26 protein-coding genes are annotated in these 25,921 nt (G+C 69.9%); 11 read left to right on the top strand and 15 right to left on the bottom strand.

The genetic code is table 11. The features are described from left to right. Positions 1-2: 2 nt before the first annotated feature. From ACFY0P_RS31630 to ACFY0P_RS31620, 3 genes are read right to left on the bottom strand one after another with little or no spacing between them, the layout of a single operon-like run. Positions 3-821 carry an ABC transporter permease gene (locus ACFY0P_RS31630; RefSeq protein WP_388920629.1) on the bottom strand — a complete coding sequence of 273 codons (819 nt, stop codon included), beginning with the start codon at positions 819-821 and terminating at the stop codon, positions 3-5. After that, entirely contained in the window at positions 806-1,705 is a 900-nt protein-coding gene (locus ACFY0P_RS31625) for an ABC transporter permease (RefSeq protein WP_388920626.1), read from the bottom strand. The genes ACFY0P_RS31630 and ACFY0P_RS31625 overlap by 16 nt, the downstream gene beginning before the upstream one ends. After that, entirely contained in the window at positions 1,702-2,862 is a 1,161-nt protein-coding gene (locus ACFY0P_RS31620; RefSeq protein ID WP_388920623.1) for an ABC transporter substrate-binding protein, read from the bottom strand. The genes ACFY0P_RS31625 and ACFY0P_RS31620 overlap by 4 nt, the downstream gene beginning before the upstream one ends. A 237-nt stretch (positions 2,863-3,099) precedes the next feature. Between ACFY0P_RS31620 and ACFY0P_RS31615 the strand changes: the two genes are divergently transcribed. Further along, the gene (locus ACFY0P_RS31615; RefSeq protein ID WP_388920620.1) at positions 3,100-3,840 is read left to right on the top strand and encodes a GntR family transcriptional regulator; all 741 of its coding nucleotides are present in this window, start codon (positions 3,100-3,102) and stop codon (positions 3,838-3,840) included. Positions 3,841-4,045: 205 nt separating this feature from the next. Here the strand turns inward: ACFY0P_RS31615 and ACFY0P_RS31610 are convergent, their stop codons facing one another. The 5 genes from ACFY0P_RS31610 to ACFY0P_RS31590 form a co-directional block, all read right to left on the bottom strand. Next, the gene (locus ACFY0P_RS31610) at positions 4,046-4,498 is read right to left on the bottom strand and encodes an Lrp/AsnC family transcriptional regulator (RefSeq protein ID WP_046726552.1); all 453 of its coding nucleotides are present in this window, start codon (positions 4,496-4,498) and stop codon (positions 4,046-4,048) included. A gap of 99 nt (positions 4,499-4,597) precedes the next feature. Continuing rightward, complete coding sequence (locus ACFY0P_RS31605) at positions 4,598-6,040, bottom strand: GuaB1 family IMP dehydrogenase-related protein (protein ID WP_388920618.1); 1,443 nt, start codon at positions 6,038-6,040, stop codon at positions 4,598-4,600. A 159-nt stretch (positions 6,041-6,199) separates the two neighbouring features. Continuing rightward, complete coding sequence (locus ACFY0P_RS31600) at positions 6,200-6,511, bottom strand: barstar family protein (protein ID WP_388920615.1); 312 nt, start codon at positions 6,509-6,511, stop codon at positions 6,200-6,202. A 1-nt stretch (position 6,512) separates the two neighbouring features. After that, on the bottom strand, positions 6,513-7,181 hold the full coding sequence (locus ACFY0P_RS31595; protein ID WP_388920612.1) for an alpha/beta hydrolase: 669 nt from the start codon (positions 7,179-7,181) through the stop codon (positions 6,513-6,515). Positions 7,182-7,186: 5 nt separating this feature from the next. Next, positions 7,187-8,152, bottom strand: coding sequence for a Dyp-type peroxidase (locus ACFY0P_RS31590; RefSeq protein ID WP_388920609.1), 966 nt, complete (start codon positions 8,150-8,152; stop codon positions 7,187-7,189). A 381-nt stretch (positions 8,153-8,533) separates the two neighbouring features. Between ACFY0P_RS31590 and ACFY0P_RS31585 the strand changes: the two genes are divergently transcribed. Both ACFY0P_RS31585 and ACFY0P_RS31580 read left to right on the top strand, forming a co-directional pair. Further along, on the top strand, positions 8,534-9,841 hold the full coding sequence (locus ACFY0P_RS31585; protein ID WP_388920606.1) for an MFS transporter: 1,308 nt from the start codon (positions 8,534-8,536) through the stop codon (positions 9,839-9,841). Between the two features lie 96 nt (positions 9,842-9,937). Beyond that, positions 9,938-10,531, top strand: a complete 594-nt coding sequence (locus ACFY0P_RS31580) for a TetR/AcrR family transcriptional regulator (RefSeq protein WP_388920603.1) — start codon at positions 9,938-9,940, stop codon at positions 10,529-10,531. Between the two features lie 79 nt (positions 10,532-10,610). Here ACFY0P_RS31580 and ACFY0P_RS31575 read toward each other — a convergent pair whose 3' ends face one another. From ACFY0P_RS31575 to ACFY0P_RS31560, 4 genes are all read right to left on the bottom strand, one after another. Next, complete coding sequence (locus tag ACFY0P_RS31575; RefSeq protein ID WP_388920600.1) at positions 10,611-11,654, bottom strand: sugar-binding transcriptional regulator; 1,044 nt, start codon at positions 11,652-11,654, stop codon at positions 10,611-10,613. A 78-nt stretch (positions 11,655-11,732) separates the two neighbouring features. Further along, on the bottom strand, positions 11,733-12,419 hold the full coding sequence (gene rpe, locus ACFY0P_RS31570; RefSeq protein ID WP_133026031.1) for a ribulose-phosphate 3-epimerase: 687 nt from the start codon (positions 12,417-12,419) through the stop codon (positions 11,733-11,735). A 582-nt stretch (positions 12,420-13,001) separates the two neighbouring features. Further along, entirely contained in the window at positions 13,002-13,307 is a 306-nt protein-coding gene (locus ACFY0P_RS31565; RefSeq protein ID WP_388920597.1) for a TetR/AcrR family transcriptional regulator C-terminal domain-containing protein, read from the bottom strand. Next, positions 13,229-13,678, bottom strand: coding sequence for a TetR/AcrR family transcriptional regulator (locus tag ACFY0P_RS31560; protein WP_388920594.1), 450 nt, complete (start codon positions 13,676-13,678; stop codon positions 13,229-13,231). The genes ACFY0P_RS31565 and ACFY0P_RS31560 overlap by 79 nt, the downstream gene beginning before the upstream one ends. A gap of 71 nt (positions 13,679-13,749) precedes the next feature. Here ACFY0P_RS31560 and ACFY0P_RS31555 point away from each other — a divergent pair, with 71 nt between their 5' ends. From ACFY0P_RS31555 to ACFY0P_RS31535, 5 genes are all read left to right on the top strand, one after another. Continuing rightward, positions 13,750-14,583 (top strand): alpha/beta fold hydrolase, encoded by an 834-nt coding sequence (locus tag ACFY0P_RS31555; protein WP_388920591.1) that lies wholly within the window; start codon positions 13,750-13,752, stop codon positions 14,581-14,583. A 19-nt stretch (positions 14,584-14,602) separates the two neighbouring features. Beyond that, positions 14,603-15,508 carry an alpha/beta fold hydrolase gene (locus tag ACFY0P_RS31550; RefSeq protein WP_388920589.1) on the top strand — a complete coding sequence of 302 codons (906 nt, stop codon included), beginning with the start codon at positions 14,603-14,605 and terminating at the stop codon, positions 15,506-15,508. After that, a complete protein-coding gene (locus ACFY0P_RS31545) occupies positions 15,505-17,103 on the top strand; it encodes an FAD-dependent oxidoreductase (protein WP_388920586.1) in 1,599 nt (532 codons plus the stop codon). The genes ACFY0P_RS31550 and ACFY0P_RS31545 overlap by 4 nt, the downstream gene beginning before the upstream one ends. Continuing rightward, positions 17,100-18,425 carry an amidohydrolase family protein gene (locus tag ACFY0P_RS31540; RefSeq protein ID WP_388920584.1) on the top strand — a complete coding sequence of 442 codons (1,326 nt, stop codon included), beginning with the start codon at positions 17,100-17,102 and terminating at the stop codon, positions 18,423-18,425. The genes ACFY0P_RS31545 and ACFY0P_RS31540 overlap by 4 nt, the downstream gene beginning before the upstream one ends. 126 nt (positions 18,426-18,551) lie before the next feature. Then, on the top strand, positions 18,552-19,106 hold the full coding sequence (locus ACFY0P_RS31535) for a TetR/AcrR family transcriptional regulator C-terminal domain-containing protein (protein WP_388920582.1): 555 nt from the start codon (positions 18,552-18,554) through the stop codon (positions 19,104-19,106). A 218-nt stretch (positions 19,107-19,324) separates the two neighbouring features. Here ACFY0P_RS31535 and ACFY0P_RS31530 read toward each other — a convergent pair whose 3' ends face one another. From ACFY0P_RS31530 to ACFY0P_RS31520, 3 genes are all read right to left on the bottom strand, one after another. After that, positions 19,325-20,191, bottom strand: a complete 867-nt coding sequence (locus tag ACFY0P_RS31530) for an alpha/beta hydrolase fold domain-containing protein (RefSeq protein WP_388920579.1) — start codon at positions 20,189-20,191, stop codon at positions 19,325-19,327. A gap of 309 nt (positions 20,192-20,500) precedes the next feature. After that, on the bottom strand, positions 20,501-21,679 hold the full coding sequence (locus ACFY0P_RS31525) for a DUF3500 domain-containing protein (protein WP_388920577.1): 1,179 nt from the start codon (positions 21,677-21,679) through the stop codon (positions 20,501-20,503). After that, positions 21,669-22,772, bottom strand: a complete 1,104-nt coding sequence (locus ACFY0P_RS31520) for a zinc-binding dehydrogenase (RefSeq protein ID WP_388920574.1) — start codon at positions 22,770-22,772, stop codon at positions 21,669-21,671. The genes ACFY0P_RS31525 and ACFY0P_RS31520 overlap by 11 nt, the downstream gene beginning before the upstream one ends. Before the next feature lie 248 nt (positions 22,773-23,020). Here ACFY0P_RS31520 and ACFY0P_RS31515 point away from each other — a divergent pair, with 248 nt between their 5' ends. From ACFY0P_RS31515 to ACFY0P_RS31505, 3 genes are all read left to right on the top strand, one after another. After that, positions 23,021-23,806 carry an SDR family oxidoreductase gene (locus tag ACFY0P_RS31515; protein ID WP_388920572.1) on the top strand — a complete coding sequence of 262 codons (786 nt, stop codon included), beginning with the start codon at positions 23,021-23,023 and terminating at the stop codon, positions 23,804-23,806. Between the two features lie 32 nt (positions 23,807-23,838). After that, positions 23,839-24,774 (top strand): dihydrodipicolinate synthase family protein, encoded by a 936-nt coding sequence (locus ACFY0P_RS31510; RefSeq protein WP_388920569.1) that lies wholly within the window; start codon positions 23,839-23,841, stop codon positions 24,772-24,774. Between the two features lie 102 nt (positions 24,775-24,876). After that, positions 24,877-25,782 carry a LysR family transcriptional regulator gene (locus tag ACFY0P_RS31505; protein ID WP_388920566.1) on the top strand — a complete coding sequence of 302 codons (906 nt, stop codon included), beginning with the start codon at positions 24,877-24,879 and terminating at the stop codon, positions 25,780-25,782. The last annotated feature ends 139 nt before the right edge of the window (positions 25,783-25,921 follow it).

Here is a 25,921-nt window from a genome sequence, read left to right as displayed (position 1 = left end):
TGTCATCCCCGGGAGGAAGCGGTTCGGTCACGGCCGCCGGCACCGGCGAGCGCGAGGAGCAGGGCCCAGGTCACCAGGAGACTGAGCACGGAGACGGCGACGGACATCTGGGCCTGCGAGCCGCCGACGTTGTAGATCCACACGGCGAACGGCTCGAAGCCGAGCAGCCGGGCGACGGTGAATTCGCCGAGCACAAGGGCCAGGGTGAGGAACGAGGCGTTCAGCAAAGCCCCGCGCAGGTTGGGCAGCACGGCCCGCACGAGCGCCTGCGGCCAGTTGGCGCCGCAGCTGCGGGCGGCCTCGACGAGGGTGCGCACGTCGATCGCGCGCAGCCCGGCGTCCAGGGCCCGGTAGACGAAGGGCAGCGCCATCACGACGTAGGCGAGGACCAGGACGACCGGGAAGGTCGGGTTCTGGACGGCGACGAACGTCTCGAACAGCGGGGTCTTGGACAGATAGTCCGGTCCCCACTTCAGCACGGTCACGATGCCGGCGACGAACGCGATCGGCGGCACCACCAGCGGCAGCGAGCAGACGATCTCGACCACCGGACGCAGCTTGGGCGCGCCGAGCCGCAGGGCGACGACGGCGGGCACCATCAGCAGCAGTACGACGGCGATGGTGGCGACGGCCAGCTCCAGCGAGAGCAGCAGGCTGGAGGTGAACCCGTCGGCGGACAGGATCTGGGTGTAGGCGTCGAAGGTGACGCCCTGGCCGGGCACGTCGACCGTGAAGACGACGGAGGCGCCCAGCGGGACCAGGAAGTAGAGGGCGGCAAGGCCTAGGACGGCCCAGCGCCAGGGGGTCAGGCGTCGAGCCATCGGGCGCTCCGTCGTTGCAGGGGCAGGTACACGGCCATCACCACGCCCGCCACCAGCACCATGTCCAGGCTCAGGGCGAGGGCCACGTTCTCCTGGCCGACCAGGACGTTGCCGGAGAGGGCGTCGGCGATCTGGAGGGTGACGAGCGGGACCGCGCTGCCGACCATCGCGGCGGCGGTGGCGTAGGCGGCGAAGGCACTGCCGAAGAGCAGCACGAGCCCGCCGAGCAGCGAGGGCGCGAGCACGGGCAGGGCCACGAACCGCCAGTACTGCACGCCGGTGGCGCCGTTGTTGAGCGCGGCCTCCCGCCACTGGGTGCGCAGTCCGTCGAGGGCCGGGGTGATGGTGAGGACCATCAGCGGGATCAGGAAGTACAGGTAGACCAGTACGAGCCCCCAGAAGCTGTACAGGTCCCAGCCGTGGTCCGCGAGGTGCAGGTGCACGGTGAGCACACCGGCGTTGCCGAGGGTCGCGACGAACGCGAACGCCAGCGGCACGCCGCCGAAGTTGGCGAGCACACCGGAGGCGGTGAGCACGGCCTCGCGCAGCGCCCGGGAGCGCGAGCTGACGACGGCCTGCGCAAGCGGCAGCCCGAGGACGGCGGCGATGAGGGCGGAGAGCGCGGACAGCTTGACGCTGCCGACGAGGGCGGTGAGGTACGGCCCCTGGAGCGAGTCGCCGAGATTGCTCGCGGTGTACGAACTCACCCCGCTGGCCGGGTCCTTGACCGTGAAGGCGCCGTTCAGCATGGCCACGGCCGGCAGCCCGAAGGCGACGGCCGTGAAGACGAGGAGCGGGAGGACGGCGAGCCAGCCGGGGGCGCGGCGCCGCCGCTTCTGGGAAGCGGCGGACGCCACGTCGGCCCGCGTGAGCGTGGCCGTCATCCGGAGACGGCCTTCGACCAGCCCGTCGAGAGGACCGTCTTGGCCTTGTCCTGCTGGGCCTCGGTCGGGAAGGTGGGCGTGCCGGTGACCGCGGGCAGCTTGGCGGCGGCGGTCTTGTCCAGCGTGCCGGCCTTCTCCATCGAGGACATCAGGACCGGGCGGGCGTAGCCCTTGAGCCACAGGTTCTGGCCCTCGGTGCTGTACAGGTACTCCTGCCACAGGCGGGCGGCCGCCGGGTGCGGGGCGTCCTTGTTGATGGCCTGGGAGTAGTACTGGGCGTACTGGCCGTCGGCCGGGATGGCCACCTTCCAGTCCACGCCCTTGGACTTGAACTCGTCGGCGTACCCGGCGTTCAGGTAGTCCCAGTCGATGGAGATGGGCGTCTCGCCCTTCTCGACGGTGGCCGGGGTGGACTCGACGGGCGTGTAGTTGCCGTTCTTCTTCAGCTTGGCGAAGAAGTCCAGACCGGGCTGGATGTCGTCGAAGGAGCCCTTGTCGGCGAGCGCGGCCGCGTACACGCCGCCGAACGCCGAGCCGGACTTGGTCGGGTTGCCGTTGAGGGCGACCTGGCCCTTGTACTGCGGCTTGAGCAGGTCGGCGAAGGTGGTCGGGCAGGTCTTGACCCGCTTCGCGTCGCAGCCGATGGAGATGTAGCCGCCGTAGTCGTTGTACCAGCGGGCCTGCGGGTCCGCCTGGCCTGTGGGGATGTCGGAGTACGAGGTCACCTTGTACGGCGCGAGCAGCCCCTGCTGGGCCGCGCTGAGCGCGAACGACGAGCCGAGGTCGAGGACGTCGGGCGCCCGGTCCTGGCCCTTGCGCGAGGTCACGGCGTTGATCTCGTCCTGGCTGGAGCCGTCGGGGCTCTCGTCCTCGATCTTGATGCCGTACTTCTTCTGGAAGCCGTCGATGATGGCGCCGTAGTTCGCCCAGTCGCGGGGCACGGCGATGATGTGCAGCGTGCCCTCCTTCTTGGCGGCGGCGATCAGCTTGTCCATGCCGCCGAGGTCGGCGGCGGAGGTGGCGGTGGCGGCGTTCTTGCCGTCGGAGGTGGTGGACGACGCGTTGTCGGGGGCGGCGCCGCAGGCGCTGAGGGCAAGCGCGGCTACGGCGGCGAGAGAGCCGCCGAGGAGGGCGGTTCTCGGCAGGGACACGGTCACGGTCTCTCCAGGGAGTACGCACGAGGGTGGGTGGCGCTGTGGGCGGCGCCCGGCGAACTTGTCTGAACAAGTTGGCTCACAGTACGCCCGGCGTGGGTGTCGGGACTGTGAACTCCGGAAAAATCCTGGCCCCCAATTCCCTGCACATTCCTGGGTGGTCCCAGGCTGACACGAATCACCCGGGAACGTCGATTAGGCTGGTCACGCTGTGCACAGCGGCCTACTCAGAGGGGAAGCATGACGGCGCGACACGAGGAGATCGCCGACGAGCTGCGGCGCGCCATCGACCGCGAGGAGTACACGGTCGGCAGTCGGCTGCCCTCGGAGACGGAGCTCGCCGCGGAGTACGGCGTCTCCCGCGGCACGGTCCGCCAGGCGGTCGCCGCGCTCACCACCGAGGGACTGATCGGCTCCCGCCAGGGCGCCCGCCGCGTGGTCCTGGCCACCCGGCGCAGCCAGAGCTTCGCGGAGCTGCGCAGCTTCGCGCAGTGGGCGAAGGCGATGGGCCGCGAGGCGACGGGACACGTGGTGTCCCAGGAGTACCGGCCGGCTACGCAGGAGGACGGTGTGCGCCTCCAACTGGCCCTCGGTACGCCCGTGTTGCATGTGCTGCGGGTACGCGGGCTGGATGGCGAACCGGTGTTGCTGGAGCGCACGGTGTACGCGGACTGGATCTCTCCGGCGGTCGAGGCGATAGAGCCGGACTGCCCGTCGGTCACGCAACGCCTGTACGAGGACAAAGGGTTGGTCTTCGCGTACGGCGAGCACGTCATAGACGCGGTGGCGGCCGGTGCGCAGGACGCGGAGCTGCTCGGCATCCGCCGCACGAGCCCGCTGCTGCGGGTGCGGCGCGTGACGACCACGCGGGAGGGCCGACCGGTGGAGTGGTCGGACGACCGCTATCGCTCGGACGCGGTGAGCTTCAGCGTGCACAACTCCATCGGGAACAACGCGTTGGCGAGGAAGACCGCTGAGTAGGGCTCCGGGGGTGCGGCGGTGTGCCGGGCGCGGGCCGGTGGGGGCCGTTCGCGCAGTTCCCCGCGCCCCTGGGTCGGCGGTGGAACCGCGCCCTGAAGGGGCGCTGGGGGTACCCCCGGCCGAAGGCTGGGGGAGGAACTGCGCGACCAGCCACGAACCACCCCCGCCCGGCACACCGCCGCACCCCCGAGCTCTGCCCCGCTCCTCACCCCGGCGCCCCCGAGGAGAACCTCCTCAGCAGCGGCGACAGCACCAGCACCGACTTGGTCCGCTCCACGAACGGCTCCCCCGCGATCCGCTCCAGGACCCTCTCGAAGTGCCGCATGTCGGAGGCGAAGACCTGCACGACGGCGTCGGCCTCACCGGTGACCGTCGACGCGGCCACCACCTCCTGGTAGCGCTCCAGACCCCGCTGGATGGTCTCGGGGGACGTGTTGCGCCGGCAGTAGATCTCGACGAACCCCTCGGTCTCCCAGCCGAGGGCCGCCGGGTCGACCCGCACGGTGAATCCGGTGATCGCTCCGGTGGCGCGCAGCCGGTCCACGCGCCGCTTGACGGCGGGCGCGGACAGGCCGACCAGTTGCCCGATGTCCGCGTAGGAGCGGCGGGCGTCCTCGGCCAGGGCGTGCACGATGCGTTCGTCGAGATCGTTCAGCAAGGGGTCGTTCAGCTTTCAGGTGGTGCAGGACGGGACCGGCGACAGCCGCATACGAAGTAGAACACGAGCGGTCGCCTGCAACGCTCCCCCGTCGGCGGCCTAACTCCAGCTGGCGTGCAGCGGCTTCCCCTCCGCGTACCCGGCGGCGCTCTGGATCCCCACGATCGCCTTCTCGGCGAACTCCTCCAGCGACGCCGCGCCGGCATACGTGCAGGACGACCGCACACCCGCGATGATCGAGTCGATCAGGTCCTCCACGCCGGGCCGGGCCGGGTCGAGGAACATCCGGGACGTGGAGATGCCCTCCTCGAAGAGCGCCTTGCGGGCCCGGTCGTAGGCCGACTCCTCCGACGTGCGGTTGCGCACCGCCCGCGCGGAGGCCATGCCGAACGACTCCTTGTACAGCCGCCCGTCGGCGTCCTGCTGAAGGTCGCCCGGGGACTCGTAGGTGCCCGCGAACCAGGAGCCGACCATCACGTTGGACGCACCTGCGGCCAGCGCCATGGCGACGTCACGCGGGTGCCGGACACCGCCGTCGGCCCACACGTGCTTGCCGTACTTCCTCGCCTCGGCGGCGCACTCCAGGACCGCCGAGAACTGCGGCCGGCCGACGCCGGTCATCATGCGGGTGGTGCACATGGCGCCGGGGCCCACGCCGACCTTGATGATGTCCGCGCCCGCGTCGACGAGGTCCTTGACCCCCTCCGCGGAGACGATGTTGCCGGCCGCGATCGGGACCTGCGGGTCGAGTCCGCGAACCAGCTTGATCGCGTTGATCATCGACTCCTGGTGGCCGTGCGCGGTGTCGATGACCAGCGTGTCGACGCCCGCGTCGAGCAGCTGCTTGGCCTTGTCCGCGAAGTCCCCGTTGATCCCGACGGCGGCGGCGATGCGCAGCCGGCCGTGCGCGTCGGTGGCCGGGGTGTACAGGGTGGCGCGCAGGGCGCCCTTGCGGGTCAGGATGCCGGCGAGCTTGCCGTCCCGGTCCACGGCCGGGGCGTAGCGGCGGTTGGCCGCGTCCAGCTTGTTGAAGGCCTCGCGGGGGTCTATGTCCGCGTCGAGCAGCAGCAGGTCGCGGGACATGACCTCGGCGAGCTGGGTGAACCGGTCGACGCCGGTGAGGTCCCGGTCGGTGACGACGCCGACGGGGCGGCCGTCCTCGTCGACGACGACGCCGGCGTTGTGCGCCCGCTTCGGCAGCAGGGCCAGCGCGTCGGCGACGGTCTGGTGCGGGACCAGCACGATCGGGGTGTCGAGCACCAGGTGGCGGCTCTTGACCCAGGTGATGACATCGGTGACCACGTCGATCGGGATGTCCTGCGGGATCACGACGAGTCCGCCCCGCCGGGCCACCGTCTCGGCCATCCGCCGGCCCGCGATGGCGGTCATGTTGGCGACGACCAGCGGGATGGTGGTGCCCGTGCCGTCCGGCGAGCCGAGGTCCACGCCCTGCCGCGAGCCGACCGCGGAGCGGCTCGGCACCATGAAGACGTCGTCGTACGTCAGGTCGTACGCGGGCTGGATGTCATTGAGGAAACGCACGTGCCGCACATCCCAGTCGATCAGAGGTGACCCCCGGACCGGCCGGCCAGAGGGAAAAGCACGTACTTCATTCTCCCATGCCGACCGGCACGTCATGCCCGGGACGAACGTCCAGGCAGGTCAGAGACCGTTTGGACGAACCTACGGCGCAACGTGGGTTCACTGGGGGACGAGGGTGACGGTCAGCGCGGGTTCGTCGGCGGACGCGTCGGTGAACACCCGCCGGGCGGTCTCCCACTCGTCCGGTCTGGTCCGCGCGTATCCCTGCCAGGCGGTGACGACGATCCGGAGCCCTCGGTCGACGGCCTCCGGCGGCCACACCGAGGGGTCGCGGAGGCTGTCGGTGAGGGCGTCCCAGTTGCGCCCGAACCAGCCGGGCAGGTCCAGGGCGGAGGCGATCCGGTCCATGAGGCCGGCCTTGTCGGTGACTCCGGCGAGGTCGAGCGTGACCGGATAGGGGCTCGTCGTCATCTCAGTGGCGTCCAAGTGAGGTGGCGGGGGCGGTCTGTTCGGCCAGCCAGGCCGCCGCCGAGCGGGTCCAGGTCGAGGCCTCCCCCGCGTCGTGGGCGAGGCCCAGGCTGTGCGGGCCGTGCGGGTAGACGTGCACGGTGTGAGGCACGTCGTGGGCGGCCAGGGCGGTGGCCAGGCGGTAGGTGTGCTCGGGCCAGACGTACGGGTCCTCGGCCGTGTGCCAGAGGAAGAACGGGGGCGCCGACGGGGTCACCAGCGCGTCGAGCGAGGTGGCCCGGCGCAGCGCCGGCGGAGCGTCCTCGCCCAGCAGGACGTTCTGGGAGGGCCGGTAGGTCTCGGTCTCCATCGAGGTGATCGCGTAGCCGAGCACGGCGAACTGCACCGCTGCCCGCACGTCGCCGTCCGCGGCCAGGGCGGCCAGACCCGCGAGATGCCCGCCCGCCGAGAACCCCACGAGCCCTATCCTGTCGGCCCCTTCGGCACGCAGGCGCCGGATCTCGGCGCGCAGCGCTTCGAGGGGCGCCGGATGCCGGACCCCGAGGGGATACCGGAAGACGCTCGCCTCGAGTCCCAGCCCCAGCCCGGTGAGCCACTCGGCCACCGGCTCGGCCTCGTGCTCGGCGTACTGCACGTAGCCGCCGCCCGGGAGCACGATCACATGCGCGGACATCGTTCTCAGCGTCCTCTCTCGCCGGCTCCGGGGAGCGCGGGCAGGTCGTCCAGGAAGTCGTCGGACGGCACGAAGAGGAGTGTGCCAGTGACCGCGGTGGAGAAGTCGAGGATCCGGTCGTGGGTGGCGTCCTCGGTGCCGAGGAACATGTTGCGCAGCATCTGCTCGATGACGTCCGGCGTCCGGGCGTACCCGATGAAGTAGGTGCCGAACTCGCCGTCGCCGGGGCTGCCGAAGGGCATGTTGTCCCGGAGGATCTGCTGTTCCTCGCCGTCCGGTCCGGTGATCGTGTTCAGATCCACGTGGGAGGCCGGCTCCTCCAGTTCGAGGTTGGTGGCCTTCGTACGGCCGATGATCCGCTCCTGCGTCTCCACGGGCAGCGCGTTCCAGGCGTCGAGGTCGTGGAGGTACTTCTGCACGACCACATAGCTGCCGCCGGCCAGTCCGGGATCCTCCGCGCCGATCAGGACGGCCCGGCGGGCGGCGGCGCCGACCGGGTTCTCGGTGCCGTCGACGAAGCCCAGCAGGTCGCGGGCGTCGAGGTACTTGAAGCCCGGCACCTCGTCCTCGACGGTCACCGCGTCGCGCAGCCGGTGCATGATCTCGGCGGCGAGCCCGAAGCACAGGTCGAACCGGGTGGCCCTGATGTGGAAGAGGAGGTCGCCGGGGGTGGCGACCGCCGTGTGCCGGGGGCCTTCCAGTGGACGAAAGGGGTGCAGGCCCGCCGGGCGGGCGTGGTCGAAGAGCCGGTCCCAGGCATCGGAGCCGATCCCCGCCACGCAGCTCAGCGCGGCCTCCGGAGCACCGAACCCGAAACTGCGCTGCAGCGCCCGGAGATCGCCCAGCACCTCCCGCGCCGTCCCCTCGCCGCCAGGACGGACGGTGAGCACCAGGAAGATCGCGGCGGTGGTCAACGGACCGAGCACCGGCTGCGGTTCGGCTCCCGGCACGGACTGGGGTTCAGTGGTCAACGCGTCCTCCCGTTGCGATCGGCGCACGGCCTGTCGTACACATACTCGGGGTTGACGGCGTTCAGTGGAGGAAGACGCTCCATTCAACCGCGTCGAGACGGTCGGATCACAGCACGAGTGCCTGCCGTCGCGGCACCACATGAACGCGTGCCGGGCGACCAGGTCCGGGGCCTCAGCGGGGACTGCGACCGGCGACGCCGCCTGGCCGGGTGGTTCGAGCACTCCGGGACGGTCCGGGCGCGAACTTTCCCGAGGAATCTTTCGCGCGGTGGAATAGACAGACCTGTCTATGGGGTTGACCAGGACAGGTAGACAGACAGGTCTACTCACCATGCTTCTCCGACCGACGCTCTTCGGCCCCGTCCCCGCGAAGGATCTCCGATGAACCACCTCGCACCGTACGAGCGCACCGAGCGCACGACGGCAGCACGCAGGCCGATCCCGCCGCGCGCGGCGTTCTACGTGCTCGCCTCCGTCGTCGTCTCCTTCCTCGCCGCCTCCAGCGCGCCCACCCCGCTCTACGCGACCTACCAGGCCGAATGGGGCTTCTCCCCGATCACCACCACGGTCGTCTTCGGCGTCTACGCGATCGCCGTCCTGTCCGGCCTGCTGGTCCTCGGCAAGCTGTCCGACCACGTCGGCCGCCGCCCGGTCCTGATCACCGCGATCGCCGCCCAGGCCGCCGCGATGCTGCTGTTCTCCACGGCCGGGGGCGTCGGCGAACTGCTCCTCGCCCGCGTCGTGCAGGGCCTGTCCACCGGCGCCGCGCTCGGGGCGGTCGGCGCCGCGATGATGGACATCAACCGCTCCCGCGGCACCATGGCGAACGCCTTCGCCCCCGGCCTCGGCACCGCGACGGGCTCGCTGGTCAGCGGCTTCGTCGTGCAGTACCTGCCCGCCCCCACCCACGCGATCTACCTCGGCCTGCTGGCCGTGTTCGTCGCCCAGGCCGCCGCCATCGCCCTGATCGACGAGACCGTCACCAAGGCGCCGGGCGCCCTGGCCAGCCTGGTGCCCGAGATCAAGCTCCCGCGCACGGTCCGTGGTCCGGTCCTCGCCGCGGCACCCGTCATCTTCGCCGTCTGGGCCCTCGCCGGGTTCTACGGCTCCCTCGGCCCCGCCCTGGTCCGCACCCTGGTCGGCTCCACCTCCGCCGTCTGGGGCGGCCTCGGCCTCTTCGTCCTCGCGTTCGTCGCGGCCACCTCGATCCTCGCCCTGCGCAACGCCCGGTCCGCGACCGTGATGTACACCGGCATCGGCGCGCTCGTCGCCGGGGTCGGCCTGACCCTGGTCGCGGTGGACCTGGGCGCACCGGCGCTGTTCTTCGCCGGGACGGCCGTCGCCGGCTTCGGCTTCGGCAGCGGTTTCCAGGGCGGCATCCGCACCGTGCTGCCGCTGACCAAGCCCCACGAGAGCTCGGGCGTGCTGTCCCTGCTGTTCGTCGTCGCCTACCTCGGCATGGGCGTCCCCTCGGTCGCCGCCGGCGCGCTGGTGGTGCACGGGGGCGGGCTGATCCCGACCTCCGAGGAGTACGGCGCGGTGGTCATCGCCCTGGCACTGCTGGCCCTGGCGGCCCTGCTGCTGCGCGGCGGGCCGCAGAGTGCCCCCGGGGTGATGGTGGCGTCCGGCGGCCCGCAGACGGTGCCGGTCCGGGCGGAACAGCCTGAGCGCGTCACGCAGGCACGATGACCGAACAGAGTCGTACAGGCACGACGACCGAGCAGAGATGACTGGGTAGACCGGTCTGGTCAGCCCTAGACTGGAAGTGTCGGGAAGGTGAGTGGCATGACGAAGACGTTGACCGCTGCCAAGGCCCCCACCGCCCGGGAGCGGCTGCTCTCGGCGGCGAACGAGCTGTTCTACGCGGAGGGCGTGCAGTCGGTCGGGATCGACCGGATCATCGAGCGCGCCGGGGTCGCCAAGGCCTCGCTGTACAACACCTTCGGCGGCAAGGAACAGCTGATCCGGGCCTACCTCGACTCCCGGCACGCCAGGCTGACCGAGCGGCTGCTGCGCGCTGTCGACGGCGCCGACACGCCACGGGACCGGTTGCTGGCCGTCTTCGACGCGCAGGCGGAACTGTTCGCCGAGCAGAACTACCACGGGTGCGCCTTCATGGCGGCCAGCGCGGAGGCCAAGCACGGCAGCAGCATCGAGGAGGCCTCCGACGTCTCCCGCGCCTGGATCCGGGCCCTGTTCACCGACCTCGCCCGGGAGGCCGGCGCCCCGGACCCCGAGGTGCTGGGCCGCCGCCTGCACCTGCTGTACGACGGGGGCGTGGTGTCCGCGCGGATGGACCGCGACCCGTCGGTGGGTGCGGTCGCCCGGGAGACGGCGGCCGTCCTGATCGACGCGGCGCTGCCGCCGGCCGCGTCCTGAGGATTCGCGTTCTCTCCCGGCCTCCGTCTCGCCGCGGCAGCGTTGTCACCCGGCCACCGCGGCGCCGCCATGGTCCCGGTCAGGGACCGTCCGGGTCCGCGCGGTTCAGTGCGGGCTTGGGGGTGGTGCCCGCCGTCATCAGGAAGTCGGCGGCCGAGGTGTCGGTGACGAGGCTGGTGACCAGCCCCGACCGCAGCACCGCGTCGATCGCCGCCGCCTTGCGCTGACCGCCCGCGATCGCGACGACCTCCGGGATACGGCGCAGTTGGTCGGCCTTGACCGTGATGCAGCGCTCCCCCAGGTCCCGTCCCACCCGGCGGCCCTCGGCGTCGAAGAGGTGCGCGGCCATCTCGGCGGCGACGCCCAGCGTGGCGTAGTGCGCACGCTCCTCGTCGCTGAGCATGTCGTGCACCGTGGAGATGCCCCGCTCCCAGGAGCCGATGGAGACGCAGGCGACCGTGACCTTGTCGAAGTACTCGAAGGCACGGGCGATCCCGGTCTGGTTGCGCAGCGCCGCCGCGGTGGCCGCGTCGGGCAGCAGCATCGGCGCGTAGATGGGGTGCGCGTCGCCGCCCGACACCTGCGCGGCGCGCCGAACGGCCTCGACCGAGCCGCGCTCGGAGGTCCCGGCGTCGTACACGCCCGTCAGCTGCACCACCGTGCACGGCGGCAGCCGGTCGAGGGCGGCCGCCATGTGGATGGTGGACCGGCCCCAGGCGAGGCCGAGCACATCTCCCTCGTTGACGAGTTCGCCGAGCAGGTCCGCGGCGACCTCGCCGAGGTTCTCGGGGTCGGGGGTCTCCTCCGCCTCGGCCGGGGACTCGACCACCACGGCATGCCGCAGGCCGTACCGGGCGCGGAGCGCGTCCGAGCGCTCGGCGTCCAGTTCGGCCGGTACGCGGATCTCGATGCGTACGAGATCCCTTTCGAGGGCAGTCTCCAGTACCCGGGCCACTTTGAAGCGGCTGACGCCGAACTCCTCAGCGATCTGGATCTTGGACTTGCCTTCGAGGTAGAAGCGGCGGGCCATGGCCGCCGCCTGCACCAGCTCTGCGGGTCCCATCCGCATGGCTGACCGGCCCGCCGACATACCCGACACGGCCATCTCCTCACTGCTGTTCACACTCTGGATACGCCGTTCATCCTTGCAGATCCGGCGCACTTGATCAGCCCTGATCGGAGCCGTTCACGTTCCCGTACCTCAGTGGTCGCACGCCCACGACGCCTGGGCGGTGGCCGTCGCCGCCTGGGTGCGTAGTGCACGTACCGCCTCTGCCGGGTCGTTTGCCCCGTACACCGCGGAACCTGCCACGAAAACGTCGGCTCCTGCGTCCGCGCACCGCTCGATCGTCGACGCGGAAACTCCGCCGTCGACCTGGAGCCACAGCTCCAGTCCGTGCTTGCTGATCAACTCCCGGGTGCGGCGGATCTTCGGCAGCATGATGTCGAGGAACGCCTGGCCGCCGAAGCCCGGCTCCACCGTCATGATGAGCAGCATGTCCAGCTCGGGGAGCAGGTCCTCGTACGGCTCGATGGGCGTCGCGGGCTTGAGCGCCATGGACGCGCGGGCGCCCTTCGCCCGGATCTCCCGCGCGAGCCGCACCGGGGCGGCCGCCGCCTCCACGTGGAAGGTCACGGAGGAGGCACCCGCTTCGACGTACTGGGGTGCCCACCGGTCGGGGGCCTCGATCATCAGGTGGCAGTCCAGCGGGGTGTCCGTAGCACGGGCCAGGGACTCTACGACCGGCACACCGAGCGTGAGGTTCGGGACGAAGTGGTTGTCCATGACGTCGACGTGGAGCCAGTCGGCGCCTTCGACCGCCTTCGCCTCGTCCGCGAGGCGGGCGAAGTCGGCGGACAGGATGCTGGGGTTGATCTGCACGGCCATGCCCCAAGCGTGCCATGCCCTGACGGGGGGAGCCGAGTGGGGTTCGGGGAGGTTGCGGATGAGTGTCGGCTGCGGGTGGGTGGGGTTGCTCGCGCAGTTCCCCCCCAGCCTTCGGCCGGGGGTACCCCCAGCGCCCCTTGCGGGTGCTGCAGTCACGCCGACCACATAGCCGCGGGCAGGCGTGCCTCCCCCAGTGCCTCAGGGGCCTGGGAGGTGCCCCCAGGCGGCACGGGTGGGCGATGGGGGTCCTCCCGCGCGAGCGAAGCCGAGGCGTGGGGGAGGCACCCTGCGGGCGCCGGTAAGCGTCCCCACCTGTGGGGTCTCGAATCCGCTGACCAATGACACCTCGCCCACCCGCACTGATCAGTCGCGTCTCAGTGGTGGCCACGGGAAGGCGATACACGCGTTCAGACGCCCCAAGTCCGGATTGCGAGCGTCCATGCTGGGCCGGCCCCACATGCTCACTGCGATTCGTTGACCTTGCACTTGAAGAGCCCACGAACCGTCTTGCTCAGGCCGAGGACCTACCGGGTCCACGCCGGACTTGCTACGACCTGACGCTCGACGCAGCTGTTGCCCTGGTCAGCCACCATCACGGATGGCTCCCAGCCCCCTGAGGATGAGATCCAACCCAAAGGAGAAGACCTCTTCGACAGGCACCGGCAACGCCTCCGCGATGGAGTGGACAGCGGGGAACTGTGCCGGATCCACGCCCCGCAGGGCAGCGACCGACTCCTCGTTGCGCCGTCCACCGGCATCGTTCTCATGGGTGAGCTGTATCGCCAGGCCACATACGCAGCGAGCCAGCGTCACGTACGCGTGCGTGGCCAGTGAGGCTTCGAATCCCGCTTTGAGCAGAACCGCGACACAGCGTTCCCGCAGCGCCATCGCTTTGGGCCGACCGGAATCTGCTCGGCCGGCAGCCGGGCAGCGTTCCCGTGCCGACCCAAGGCGCGGAACATGGCGTGTGCCACCACCCTCGGAGACTGCTGCCAGCTCGCCGAGGCCAGTTCCCGATCGTCCAGCTCCACGAGGCCGAACATGTGGTCCACGACCTGCGCCCCGGGCTCTGCCCGGTTGGCGAAATGCCGGTACAGGGTCGCCGTACCCGAGCCCAGGCGCTCGGCCAGGGCCCTCATCGACAGCGCCTCCGCTCCCTCCTCGTCGACGACCCGCAGCGCCATGGCGACGATCCGGTCCGGTGGGACCGGCGGACGACCGGCAGCGCGGCGCACCAACTGATCCATCTCCTCGCTCAAGACCACCGCGGTCGTAACACGCGGGGGGTTCCTCTTGACACGACCACCATATCGGCAACAGTGTAGCCATTATGAGTACCTGGTCTGAGCCCCAGCCCGATTCCCGGTTCGTCGAGGTGGACGGCCTGCGGATCCACTACAAGCGTGCTGGGCACGGCCCGGCACTCGTGCTGCTGCACGGCAGCGCCTCATCCCTGCAGCACTTCGACCGCGCGACGGATCTGCTGTCGGATTCGTTCGATGTCATCCGTCCCGACCTGCCGGCGTTCGGACTGACCGGCCCGCGCAAGGACCGCGACTACCGCGTTCCGGCATACGCCGCCACGGTGGCGGGCTTCCTGGAGGCGCTGGGCGTGCCGCGCTACGCGCTGGCCGGCAATTCCCTGGGCGGCAACATCGCCTGGAACGTCGCGCTGGATCATCCGGAGCGGCTGACCGGCCTGGTACTGGTCAATGCCACCGGCTACCCGGAGAAGACGGTTCCCGCGGGGATGCGCCTGACCCGCAACCCGCTGGTGCGGCCCCTGCTGAGGCGGGTGATGCCGCGCGGGGCCATCGAGCGCAGCCTGCGCGAGACCGTCGGGCCGTATTCGCAGATCGTGGACGACTCCATGGTGGACCGCGCCTATCAGCTCATGAGCCGCCCCGGTAACCGCTCGGCCTTCGTCGACTTCTGCAACACCGACCAGCCGGACCGCAGCGCGCAGATCCCCCGCATCACGGTGCCCACGCTGGTGCTGCGCAGCGCGAGCATCGACGGCCAGCACTTCGCCCGCGACATCCCCGGCGCCCAGGAGCTCGTCCACCCCCACGGCGGACATCTGCTGCCGGAGGAGGAACCGGAGTGGGTCGCGGACGCGATCGCGAAGTTCCTCGGCTCCTGCGCCGACACCCCCGCGAACTGAGGGCAAGGAGGCCCGTTCCATGAAGTACTTCGTCGCCTCGGGCGAGGACCGCAAGCTCACCGCCGACTCGCGCAAGGCGCTGCGCGGCAGTTTCATCGAGCTGTCCGACGGCGTCACCCACTACGAGTTGACGGGGCCCGAGGACGGGGAAGTGGTCCTGATGGCGGGCGCTCTGACCATCCCGCTGTTCTACTGGGACGGCCTCGTCAGCGAGCTGCACGCCCGCGGGCTGCGCACGCTGACCTGCAGCGCCTACGGCCGCGGCTACTCCGACCGGGTACAGGCGCGATACGACGAGACGCTGTTCACGCGACAGCTGGCCGAGCTGACGGACCGGCTCGGCCTGACGGCGCGGCCCCTGCACCTGGTTGGCACCTCCATGGGCGCGCTGGTCAGCATGACGTACGCCGCCCAGTACCGCTCGTCGGTGTCGACTCTCACCATCGTCGGGCCGGCCGGTCTCGCGAAACCGCAGTTGACCTCCCCCCACCGGCTGCTGCGCAGTGATCTGCCGGCCGGACTGGTCGCCCGCCGCCGCGGCCTTCAGCTGCTCCAGGGGCACCTCGGGCACAACGTCCGCGACCCCGAACTCGGCACGAAACTGACCGAGATGGTCCTCGACTGCCTCCGCTTCGAGGGCTCGATGTACGCGGCCTTCGACACCCTGCAGCACCTGCCTCTCACCGGCCGTGAGGACCTCTTCCGGCGGACCGGGGCACTGGGCATTCCAACGCTGCTGCTGTGGGGCGACGAGGACGACGTCACGCCGCTGGCGCAATTCGACACAGCGCGCGCTCTGCTGAAACCTCAGAAACATCATGTAATTACCAAATGCGGGCATATGGCCCCATTCGAACGGCCTTGCGATGTCGCCGATCAGCTCGTCTCGTTCGTGTCCGCACGCACCGAAAGGCTCGACTCATGAACAGGCCGCAGGCCATCGACGTACTGGTCATCGGCGCCGGCCCCTCGGGCTCCGCCTTGGCGATCGACCTCGTACGGCGCGGACTCGACGTCCGGATCGTCGACAGGTCCCCCCACGCTTTCGACGGCTCGCGCGCCAAGGGCATCCAGCCCCGCAGCCTCGAAGTCCTCGAAGACCTCGGCGCTCTCGACGACGTGCTGGCCGGCGGCGACATCTATCCCAAGCTCGGGCTCCATGCAGGTCCCATCGGTGTGCCGTGGAAGATGTTCCCCCACAAAGAGGCGACCCCGGACGTCCCGTACCCGAACACCTGGCTGATCCCGCAGTTCCGCACGGACCGCGCCCTGCACGCCCGGCTCAGTGAGTTCGGCCGTGAGGTCGAGTTCGGCAAGGAACTGACCGAGCTGACGCAGGACGAGGACACCGTGGTCGCCAAGGTGGTGGGCGCGGACGGGGTCGAGGAGATCGTCGCCCGCTATGCCGTGGGGGCCGACGGCGGCTCCAGTGCGGTGCGCAAGCAGTTCGACATCGGTTTCGTGGGGACGACGGACGAGTCCGACCGCGTGCTGATCGTGGATGCCTCCGTGAGTGGCCTGGCCCGCAACCGGTGGCACATGTGGCCCGGCCTCGGCGGCAAGCTCATCGGCGCCTGCCCGCTGCCCCACAGCGACATGTTCCAGTGGATGATCCGGCTCACGCCCGACGAGAAGCCGCCCCAGGAGATCGGCGCCATCATCGACCGGATCCACTCCCACACCCGCAACCGGCACATCCAGCTGCACGAGATCCACTGGAAGTCCGTGTTCCGGCCCAACATCCGTCTTGCGAAGCACTACGGCCGCGGACGTGTCTTCCTCGTCGGCGACGCCGCGCACGTCCACACCCCGGCCGGTGCCCAGGGCCTGAACACCGGTATGCAGGACGGCTACAACCTCGGCTGGAAGCTCGGCCAGGTCCTCGCCGGAGCCGACCCGGCCCTGCTGAGCACCTACGAGGCCGAGCGGCAGCCGATCGCCGCCGGGGTCCTGGGCCTGTCCACGGAGAAATGGGGCGGCATCGCCAAGCTCGACCCCTCCAGCATGAAGCGCGGCAAGGACGAGCAGCAGCTCTCCCTGACCTACTACGGCGGCCCGCTCGCCCCCGCCGACGGCGACAGCAGCGACACCAGCACGCTGCGCGTGGGCGACCGCGCCCCGGACGCCCGACTGCTCGGCGCCGACGGCGCCGAGACCCGCCTGTTCAACTTCTTCCAGGGACCGCACTTCACCGCCATCGCCTACGGCCCCGGCGCCGCCCGGGACCTCGAACTCCTCGACTGGCCGACGAGGGGCGCCCGACTGAAGCGGCTGACCGTCGGATCGGCCGCGGGCGACGGCCGCGCCCTCTCCGACCCCGAGAACACGCTGCAGAGCGCCTACGGCCTGACCGGGGACACGCTGCTGCTGATCCGTCCCGACGGCTACATCGGGCACATCGCCACTCGGGACTTCCTCACCACCACACAAGCCGCCGTGCGGGCAATGACGCCGCAGGCAAGGAGCCGCACCATGTCCCAGCCGAGCTACACCTCCCCCGGTTCGGGGGCCACTGAATGAGCCGCATACTGCTGCGCGGGGCGCAAGTCATCACCATGACGCCGGACCGGCCGGACGCCGAGCATGTCGACATCCTCGTCGACGGCGAGACCATCGCCGCCGTCGGCGAAACCATCGAGGCGCCCGACGCCGAGGTCGTCGACTTCTCCGGCCGCATCCTCATCCCCGGCCTGGTCAACGCCCATCTGCACACCTGGCAGACCGCGCTGCGCTCCGCGGGCGCCGACTGGACGCTGATGGAGTACCTCACGCACCTGCACGGCGAGTGCGTCGGCCATTACACCCCGGCCGACATGCACATCAGCAACCTGGCCGGCGCGCTGAACCAGATCAACTGCGGTACGACCACGGTGGGCGACTGGTGTCACAACGCCCTCTCGCCCGAGCACGCCGACGCGGCCGTGGAGGGGCTGCTCCAGGCGGGAATCCGGGCCGTCTTCCTGCACGGCACGCCCTACAGGTCACCGGAGACCCCTCACCCTCTCGCCGAGATCGACCGACTGCTCGACGGTCCCGTCCGCGAGCACGCCCTCCTGACTCTGGGCATGGCGCTGCAAGGGCCGCAGTATTCCTCGCCGGAGACGGCGGCGGCCGATTTCCGAGCCGGTGCGGAACGCGGCCTCGTCGTCTCGATGCACCAGAGCGGCGGCGAACCCTCACCCGGCTGGGAAGCTGTGTGCAACGCCGAGCTGTTCAGCCCCCTGACCAACGTCGTGCACGGAGCCGACCTGCCCGCGGACTGGCTGAAGACGCTGGTCGAGGCGGGCGTCACCTTCACCACCACCCCGGAGAACGAACTGGGCCAGGGGCACGGCACACCCATCACCGGATCCCTGCTGAGCCTGGACGCGGCACCCTCCCTGGGCACCGACATCGACACCGCCGTACCCGGCGCGGTCCTCACCGCCGCCCGGATCGCCCTGGCCCACCAGCGCAGCCTGGACCATGCCCACCACCGGCAGACGACCGGCATGTACGCCAACACACCGTCCGTCACCGGCAAACAGGCGCTTGCCTGGGCCACGGTCGAAGGAGCGAAGGCACTGGGCCTGGCAGACAAGGTGGGCCGGATCGAGGCGGGCATGCAGGCCGACCTGGTCGCCGTCGACGCCCGAGCGCTCAACCTGTGGCCGGCGCACGACCCGGTCGCCACGGTCCTGCACGCCGACATCGCCAACATCGAAGCCGTGATCGTCGCCGGCACGTGGCGCAAACGCGATCACGTCCTGCTCGCATCCGGCCTCGACGAGGTCAAGGACCAGCTACGCGAGTCCGGAGAACGGCTGCTGCGCAGCATCCGGCCCGCGGGCTCTCCCGGCTGACGCACCGCAACGGCCCCACCCATGAACCGCGCGCCGACGCACACGACACCCCGTCCTCGTCGGCGCGATGGCCACGCGCCCTCAGAGTCGCACACCGCGGCCTCGTTCCCACAGCAAGAAGGTGCCGTGAGCAGCCCCATCCCGACTACCGCGGGGATGCCCCGCGACACTCTCCACCAAGAGCAGATCATCCAGGCGGCCATCGCCCTCCTGGACGAGGGCGGCATCGAGAGTCTGACCATGCGAAGACTCGGCAGCCGTCTCGGCATCACCGCGGCGGCACTCTACTGGCACATCAAAAGCCGACACGATCTGCTCCTGCTGGCCGCTGACACCGTCTGGGGGCAGACACCTCTCCCCGCTGTCGACGGCCTCGAATGGCGTCCGGCCCTCCTGGCCATGGCCGACAACCTGCGTTCGATGCTTCTCAGGCACCCCTGGCTGCTGGCCGCCATGACCGTCCAGCCTCTCGACGGCCCGGCCAGGGACCGCCATGACGAACACCTGCTCGCGGTCTGCGAGGCGTCCGGCCTCACCGGGCGGGATGCCGAGCAGGCCGCCCAGAGCGTCGTCACGTTCGCGATCGGCGCCGCCCTCGCAGCCACCCCTCGCCCGTATGTGTCCTTCGGACTGCAGGCGCTTCTCGACGGCGTCGAAGCCAGGCTTGCCGCCCGTACCTGACCCGACACAGCAGAAGAGGCAGACGCCCAACTCGACCGCCTTCCTTTGAACGGACAGGGCGACGGGCAAGAGACCTGACCTCTCCTCAACCTCACGCCTCCGCAGGCTGTGTCGTACCAGGAGTTCGGAAACAGCTGCTGGTCGGTGTGCAACACCGCTCTCTCGAACAGCGGGGCGAGGGCTCGCCCGACGTCGGCTGAAGATCGCCTCTCACTCGCTCAGGAGGCCGCGGACCGCACGATGGCGCGGGCCGCAGCACGCCCCTCGGGAGCGGGGACGAGCGGGTAGGCATGGACCGCCCCGTCGCACACGATGACATTCACGGCCGCCCCTTCCGCAGCAGCCCGTTCTTCCAGGCGCCGGACGTCCGGGTAGAACAAGTCGCGAGTGCCGATGTAGACGTCGATGGGCGCCAGGGGGGCAAGCGGGCCATTGACGGGACTGAGCCGGGGTTGGGCGGGGTCGTCCCCGCCTGCCCAGCCACGTCCGGCCGCGAGCAGGCGGCTGGTGGTGAGAAACGGATCTCGGGCTTCGACCTCGGGAATCGCGGGGTTGGTCAGAGTCAGATCCAGCCAGGGGGAGATCAGTACTACTCGGGCCGGCTGGGGCAGACCCGACCCGACCAGGCTCTGTGCCACGCCCAGAGCCAAGCCCGCGCCGGCGGAGTCGCCCATGATCGTGACCTGGTCGGCTTCCAGGTCGCTGAGCAGGTCGCGGTAGACGGCAGTGACGAAGGGATAGGCGTCACGGTAGGTGTACTTCGGCGCCAGCCCGTACTGCGCCACCTCGACTCGTACACCGGCATGCGCAAGCTGCGAGATCAACTGCCAGTGCTGGGGCACCATGTGGCTGATGTAGGCGCCGCCGTGCAGATAGACGACCGCTCGCTCCGCCCGGCGCCCGCGCGGACTGACGGTGCGGCATTCGAAACCGTCGATGCTGCGCGATCTCACGTCGTGCCGCTGTACCAGTTTGGCGGGCGGACGAGGTGGTTCCTTCGATGCAGCCACGGGGTCAGGGGCCGTCCTGCGTTTTCGGGTCAACCGCAGGTACGCGGCGACTACGTTCATCTGGGGACTGCTCATGTCCGGCTCTCCTTCTTGGCACCGCGATGTCGTCCGCATCGCGGAGGTTGTCACATGTGCAGGACCGGTCTGACGAGCCCTACGTCGTAGGCGAAAGCCACCGCCTGGACGCGGTTCCGGGCACCCCCTCGGAGCCGGTGTCGGCCTCGCCGACGACGGTCAGTCCAGGCTGTCGTTCGAGGATCATGCGCACGGCAAGGCGTTGCAGTGACTCGTCGTCGACGATCAGCAGGGATGGTCATGGTGCTGGTTCTTTCGTGGGGGGATGGAACGGCGGTACGGGCGTGTACGGCGCTCCCCGAGTAGGCCCTACTCGTGTGCGATGTGCGCGCGGTGTTCGGCGAGTACGTCCAGTCCGAAGTCGGAGGTCAGGTCACGCCACACCGAGTGGGCGTGGTTGGCGTACCGCTGTGTGTTGTCGTACTCGATGAGGACGCGAGGGTCCTGCACCCGGTAGTAGTGCGGTTCCCCGGCGTCCGTGCTGCCCGCCCAGCCGAAATGCACCGCGTCGAGGACGGTGTCAGAGGCGTAGTGGGTGTCGTAGGCGTCTGCGAGGAACTCGGGTGCCCGTGCGGTGTAAAGGGTGACGAGCCGGCGCAGCAGGTGCCGCTGCTCGTTGTCCAGGTCGCGACCGCTGATGCCCTTGGGGGGAATCGTGATGGCCACGCGCGCGTGATCGTTCTCGGTGTATCCGCTGCCCGCTTCCGCCCGGCGGTCGATGTCGTCGACAAGCCGGTCCAGCTCAGGGTCGGCGAACCGGCCGCGCCACAGGTCCTGCATGTGCATCATCGTGTCACCGTGTTCGACGCGTGGGCGGTTGCCGGAGACGATGTCCGAGACTGCGGACGGGTGGAGCAGGGCGCTTTGGAGTTGGCCCGTGTCCAGACTGCGGACCAGTTGACGGGCCGTCTCCTCAGGGCCTTCCAAGGGCCGCAGGGTGCCTCCCATGAGCTCGGTCGTGGCCGGGTCGGCACCGATGAAGCAGGGGGTCGTGGAGACGAGCCGGCCGGCGACGACGAGGTTGTTCAGGGAGATGTGGTGGCCGCCGAACCGCCACGCCCAGACACGGTCGCCGGGGCGGCCGAAGATCCTCAGCCAGTACAGGCCGGGGTCCCGTCCACGCAGCCGGCCCCAGTGGACCCGCCACCCTTCCAGCTGGTCCAGGACGTTCTCCAGTCCCATCACGGTGGTGACCGTGGCGTAGCCCGGGATGGACAGTCCGGTGGCCACCAACTGCATGGCCAGGCTCTGTTGGCGGGCGTTCTGGTCTCGGACGGCGAGCCCGCCGTGGTCGGTGGGGGTGTAGAACCAGCGCAGCCGCTCGGCCTCCGCATCCGGGTGGAGCGGGGAGTCGTAGGCGGCGAGCGGGAGTTGGTCCTCGCTCAGGCTGTTCAGCCAGGCGGTGGCAGCATCGACCATGGTGGCCGCTGCCTTCTCCCGCCCGGCTGCCAGGGCGTCGGGCACGGTGTCCTCTCGGTCACCGGTCACGGGTGGACTCCGGGTCCTCGGAGATGTCGAGCATGACCTTGATGGCGTTGTCCCGGCGCTCGGCGTAGGTGTCGAACGCCTCGGCGACGTCGGGCAGTCCGAAATGGTGGGTGACCAGTTCCGCGGTGCGCAGCCGCCCTCGGGCGGCCAGGCCCACGGCGCGGGCCACCGAACCGGTGCCCTCGCCGCGGACCGTCTGGATCGAGATGCCGTTCATCACGGCGTGGTTGAGGTCGGCCTGTACTGGCTTTTCGAAGAAGCCGACGAGGACGACCTTCCCGGATCGCTTGGCCATGCGCAGCGCGTCGTCCACCGCACTCGGGGCGCCGGAGCACTCCAGGACGATGTCGGCGCCGATCCCGTCGGTCGCCTCCCGAACCGCCGCTACGGCATCCTCCTCCCGGGAGTTGACGACCAGGTCCGCGCCGAAGGACTTGCCGATGGCGAGCCTGGCTTCCCGCGTGCCGGCCAGGGCTACGGTCCTGGCCCCGAGTTCACGTGCGACCTGTACCGCGAGGAGACCTATCGGTCCGGGGCCGATCACAGCGACCGTGGATCCGACGAGCAGGGTGTCGAGCACGTCGAAGGCGTGCATCACGGTGCCCACGGTGGTGAGGACGACCGCGGCGTCGAAGTCCACGGTGTCCGGCAACCGGTGGAGGGTCGCCACGTGGTTGAGCGCGTACTCCGCGAAGCCCCCGTTGACGGTCATCCCCTGCACACGGTGCCCGGTGTGCCGCAGGCCGTAGTTGAGGCAGTCCGTGTAGGCCCCGGCCAGGCAGTTGGCGCAGCGCATGCAGCCGCGGTGGGCTTCCGTCACCACCCGGTCGCCGACCCGGAGCTCGTCCACGGCGCTGCCCACCGCGGCGACGACGCCGGCGTACTCGTGGCCGGGTACGAACTCGCCCGCTGCCGGGCCGCCGTCCTTGAAGAAGTGCCGACTGCGGATCTTCAAGTCCGTTCCGCACAGGGACGCCCTGCGGACGTGAACCAGAACGTCTTCCGGTCCCACCTGCGGCACGGGCAGCGTCGTGACGGCGAGGGTGCCGGGCTCGCCCAGCACCGCGGCCTGCATGGTTTCCGGCAAGGACATAGGGGCCTCCAGTTACGGCCATGAACATGCGTCGGAAATCGAACCGAAACGGCCCTGTTCCCCACCTCATCTTGCATGCCGGCAACGCCTATTCCCTATTCGCGGCGCATAGGCATCCCTTATGCATGTCGCGAGAGATTCCTATTGGAGACCCACCACAACCTCGTGGCAGTGTCAGTTGGAAGCTACGGACGTAGCCGTCGGCCGTACGGCCGGGGAACGGGGCCACGCGGCCAAGGAGCGAAGCTGTGGATCTGGGAATTTCGGGCAAGACCGCGCTCGTACTGGGCGGAGGTGGGGGTCTCGGCGGCGCGATCGCCCAGGCCCTCGCCGCGGAAGGCGCCGCTGTCGCCGTCGCGGACATCAGCCCACAGGCCGCAGAGAGCACCGCCGAGGCGGTGGCCGACGCGGGCGGGAAAGCCGTGCCCCTGGAATGGGACCTCGCGAACCTGGACGCGATCGATCAGCACATCGCGGCAGTCGAAGGGGCGCTCGGTCCCGTGGACATCCTGGTCAACAACACGGGAGGGCCGCCGCCCTCGCCGGTTGCGGGACAGGACCCTGAACTCTGGCAGAAGCACTTCCAGTCCATGGTGCTGTCCGTCATCGCGATCACGGACAGGGTCGCGCCGCTGATGCGGAGCCGCGGCTGGGGCAGGGTCATCACCAGCACCAGCTCGGGGGTGATCGCCCCCCTCCCCAACCTGGGGCTGTCGAACGTCTTGCGGGGCAGTCTGCTCGGCTGGTCCAAGACGCTGGCCCGGGAAGTCGCGGCGGAGGGTGTCACCTGCAACGTGGTCGTTCCAGGACGGATCGGCACCCAGCGGACCAAGTACCTCGACCAGGCCAAGGCCGACCGGGAGGGCAAGTCCGTCGCGGAGACGTCCGCCGAGAGCGTCGCGTCGATCCCTGTGGGCCGCTACGGCGAGCCGCGGGAATACGCGGCCGCTGTCACCTTCCTCGCAAGCGTCCAGGCCTCTTACATCACAGGCTCGGTCATTCGCGTCGACGGCGGACTCATCGCCAGCCTCTGAAAAAGACATCGGAATTCTGAGGAGGTAGAACAATGGCACCCCTGGACCGCGACACCCATGGTGTTTTCGCCATCGCACCAACGCCCTTCGACGAGGAAGGCGCAATCGATTTCGACTCACTCAGCCGACTCGTCGACTTCTACGAAGACGCCGGCGTCACCGGACTGACCCTCCTGGGTCAGATGGGCGAAGCACCCAAGCTGTCCCACGAGGAAAGCGTGCGCGTCGTCCAGCACGTCATCAAGCGCACCGATCTGCCGATCGTCGTGGGCGTCTCCGCACCCGGCTACGCCGCCATGCGGGCTCTCGCGGTCGACGTCATGTCGGCCGGTGCCGGCGGCGTCATGATCGCCCCGCCGAACACGCTGCGTACCGACGACCAGATCGTGAGTTACTACGAGGGAGCGGCGGGCGCCATCGGCGCGGACGTGCCGTTCGTGATCCAGGACTATCCGCTGTCGTTCTCCGTCGTCATGTCCCCTGCCGTCATCGCCCGCATCGCGAACGCCGCGCCAGGATGCGTGATGCTCAAGCACGAGGACTGGCCGGGTTTGGAGAAGATCAGCGCACTCCGGCAACTCGAAGCCGATGGAGCGATGCCGCGCCTGTCGATCCTGTGCGGAAACGGCGGCCTCTTCCTGGACTTCGAGACCGAACGCGGAGCCGACGGAGCGATGACGGGCTACTGCGTTCCCGAACTCCTCGTCGACGTCGTACGCCACATCGCCGCCGGCGATCGTGACGCCGCCCATGACATCTTCGACGCCCACCTGCCCCTGCTGCGCTACGAACAGCAGCCGGGCATCGGCCTGGCCGTACGCAAGTACGTCATGAAGCGCCGCGGAATCCTGACCTCCGACACCCAGCGCAAGCCCGGGGCCGTGCTGTCGGCGCGTGCCCGCACCGAGGTCGACTACCTGCTGTCCCGGCTCACCCGCAAGGACAGCAGGGTCGCACTCACGGCATGACGCACACGCGAGCTGCGTGCCATGCCGACTGATCCTGAACCACACCGGATGTGTGGTCACAGCACGAGTACTGGGCAACGCTCGGCCGAGTAACTTGATCACATGCAGCTACGTCAGCTGGAGTACTTCCTCGCGGTCTGGGAGGCGGGCTCCTTCAGCGGAGCGGCTGCGCGGCTCTATGTCACGCAGCCTTCGCTGTCCCAGCAGATCGGGGCCCTGGAGAAGGAACTGGGCGCGGTCCTGCTGGAGCGCGGCCGGCAGGGGGTGACGCTGACTCCCGTGGGCCGTGTCTTTCTGCCCCGAGCACAGAACGTCGTCCGTGCGGTTCAGGACGCGCAGGACTCGGTGCGCGAGGTGGTGGAGGGCCGTCAGGGCGATGTCCACGTCCTGACCGTACGGTCCGTCGCGTCGGGGATCCTGCCGCCGTCCGCGGCGCGCTGGCACTCGACGTACCCCTCCACCGTGCTGAGACTGCACGACTACTCCCACCGCCGGGACCTCGAGGAGGCCATGCGCAGTGGCCAGGGCGACATCGCGGTCGGTCCACGGCCCGACCCGTGGGAGGGGCCCGTCATCTCCCTGGGATATGAGGAGATGGTGGTGACCGGCTCGGCCGAATACCCGCCGGGGACAGCGGCTGATCCGGCCGAACTGGCCGCTGCCGACTGGGTGCTCTACGAGCAGGAACAGGGCATGAGCGAAGTGGTGGACCGCCTGGCAGGGCACCTCGGGTTCAGGCCGCGCGCCGTCGCACGCACGGGCCAGGTCTCCGCGGCGCTCCTGTTCGCGGTCGAGGGGATCGGTGTGACGGTGACACCGGAGAACGCGGTGCCGCTGCGCTGGTCGGGGCACGCCCGGCGGATCGGGCCCGGCTGTTTCCGGGAGCTGGTGGTGTTCAGCAGGAAGGTCCCCTCCCAACTGGCCGAGCGGTACCGGGACATGCTCACCACTGTGGAGTTGCCGCTGACCGCGGAGCGGGATCTACCAGAAGGAGCACTCCGCTTCTAAGCTTGACTCTGTCGGGGATCTTGGAGTTTCCCGGTGCGGCAGCAAGATCGACGGGCAGTACTGCCCGTACGGTACGAACTGGCACCGGGGGTGAAGCTTCGGCACCCCGAACCGGTCCGGGAGGCGGGGGGCGAGGGGA

Origin of the sequence: Streptomyces sp. NPDC001714, assembly GCF_042892755.1 — a bacterium.
Classification (GTDB): Bacteria; Actinomycetota; Actinomycetes; order Streptomycetales; family Streptomycetaceae; genus Streptomyces.
Note: the sequence above shows the minus strand (reverse complement) of the source record. Positions and strands in the feature narration are given on the sequence as shown.

Bases quoted from the DNA above. Each gene is read 5' to 3' on its own strand.
- ACFY0P_RS31615 (WP_388920620.1), top strand. From the start codon at position 3,100: ATGACGGCGCGACACGAGGAGATCGCCGACGAGCTGCGGCGCGCCATC.
- ACFY0P_RS31530 (WP_388920579.1), bottom strand. From the start codon at position 20,191: ATGAGCAGTCCCCAGATGAACGTAGTCGCCGCGTACCTGCGGTTGACC.
- ACFY0P_RS31505 (WP_388920566.1), top strand. From the start codon at position 24,877: ATGCAGCTACGTCAGCTGGAGTACTTCCTCGCGGTCTGGGAGGCGGGC.
- ACFY0P_RS31510 (WP_388920569.1), top strand. From the start codon at position 23,839: ATGGCACCCCTGGACCGCGACACCCATGGTGTTTTCGCCATCGCACCA.
- ACFY0P_RS31545 (WP_388920586.1), top strand. From the start codon at position 15,505: ATGAACAGGCCGCAGGCCATCGACGTACTGGTCATCGGCGCCGGCCCC.
- rpe (WP_133026031.1), bottom strand. From the start codon at position 12,419: ATGGCCGTGCAGATCAACCCCAGCATCCTGTCCGCCGACTTCGCCCGC.
- ACFY0P_RS31585 (WP_388920606.1), top strand. From the start codon at position 8,534: ATGAACCACCTCGCACCGTACGAGCGCACCGAGCGCACGACGGCAGCA.
- ACFY0P_RS31550 (WP_388920589.1), top strand. From the start codon at position 14,603: ATGAAGTACTTCGTCGCCTCGGGCGAGGACCGCAAGCTCACCGCCGAC.
- ACFY0P_RS31580 (WP_388920603.1), top strand. From the start codon at position 9,938: ATGACGAAGACGTTGACCGCTGCCAAGGCCCCCACCGCCCGGGAGCGG.
- ACFY0P_RS31565 (WP_388920597.1), bottom strand. From the start codon at position 13,307: ATGGCGCTGCGGGAACGCTGTGTCGCGGTTCTGCTCAAAGCGGGATTC.
- ACFY0P_RS31540 (WP_388920584.1), top strand. From the start codon at position 17,100: ATGAGCCGCATACTGCTGCGCGGGGCGCAAGTCATCACCATGACGCCG.
- ACFY0P_RS31520 (WP_388920574.1), bottom strand. From the start codon at position 22,772: ATGTCCTTGCCGGAAACCATGCAGGCCGCGGTGCTGGGCGAGCCCGGC.
- ACFY0P_RS31595 (WP_388920612.1), bottom strand. From the start codon at position 7,181: ATGTCCGCGCATGTGATCGTGCTCCCGGGCGGCGGCTACGTGCAGTAC.
- ACFY0P_RS31600 (WP_388920615.1), bottom strand. From the start codon at position 6,511: ATGACGACGAGCCCCTATCCGGTCACGCTCGACCTCGCCGGAGTCACC.
- ACFY0P_RS31555 (WP_388920591.1), top strand. From the start codon at position 13,750: ATGAGTACCTGGTCTGAGCCCCAGCCCGATTCCCGGTTCGTCGAGGTG.
- ACFY0P_RS31630 (WP_388920629.1), bottom strand. From the start codon at position 821: ATGGCTCGACGCCTGACCCCCTGGCGCTGGGCCGTCCTAGGCCTTGCC.
- ACFY0P_RS31625 (WP_388920626.1), bottom strand. From the start codon at position 1,705: ATGACGGCCACGCTCACGCGGGCCGACGTGGCGTCCGCCGCTTCCCAG.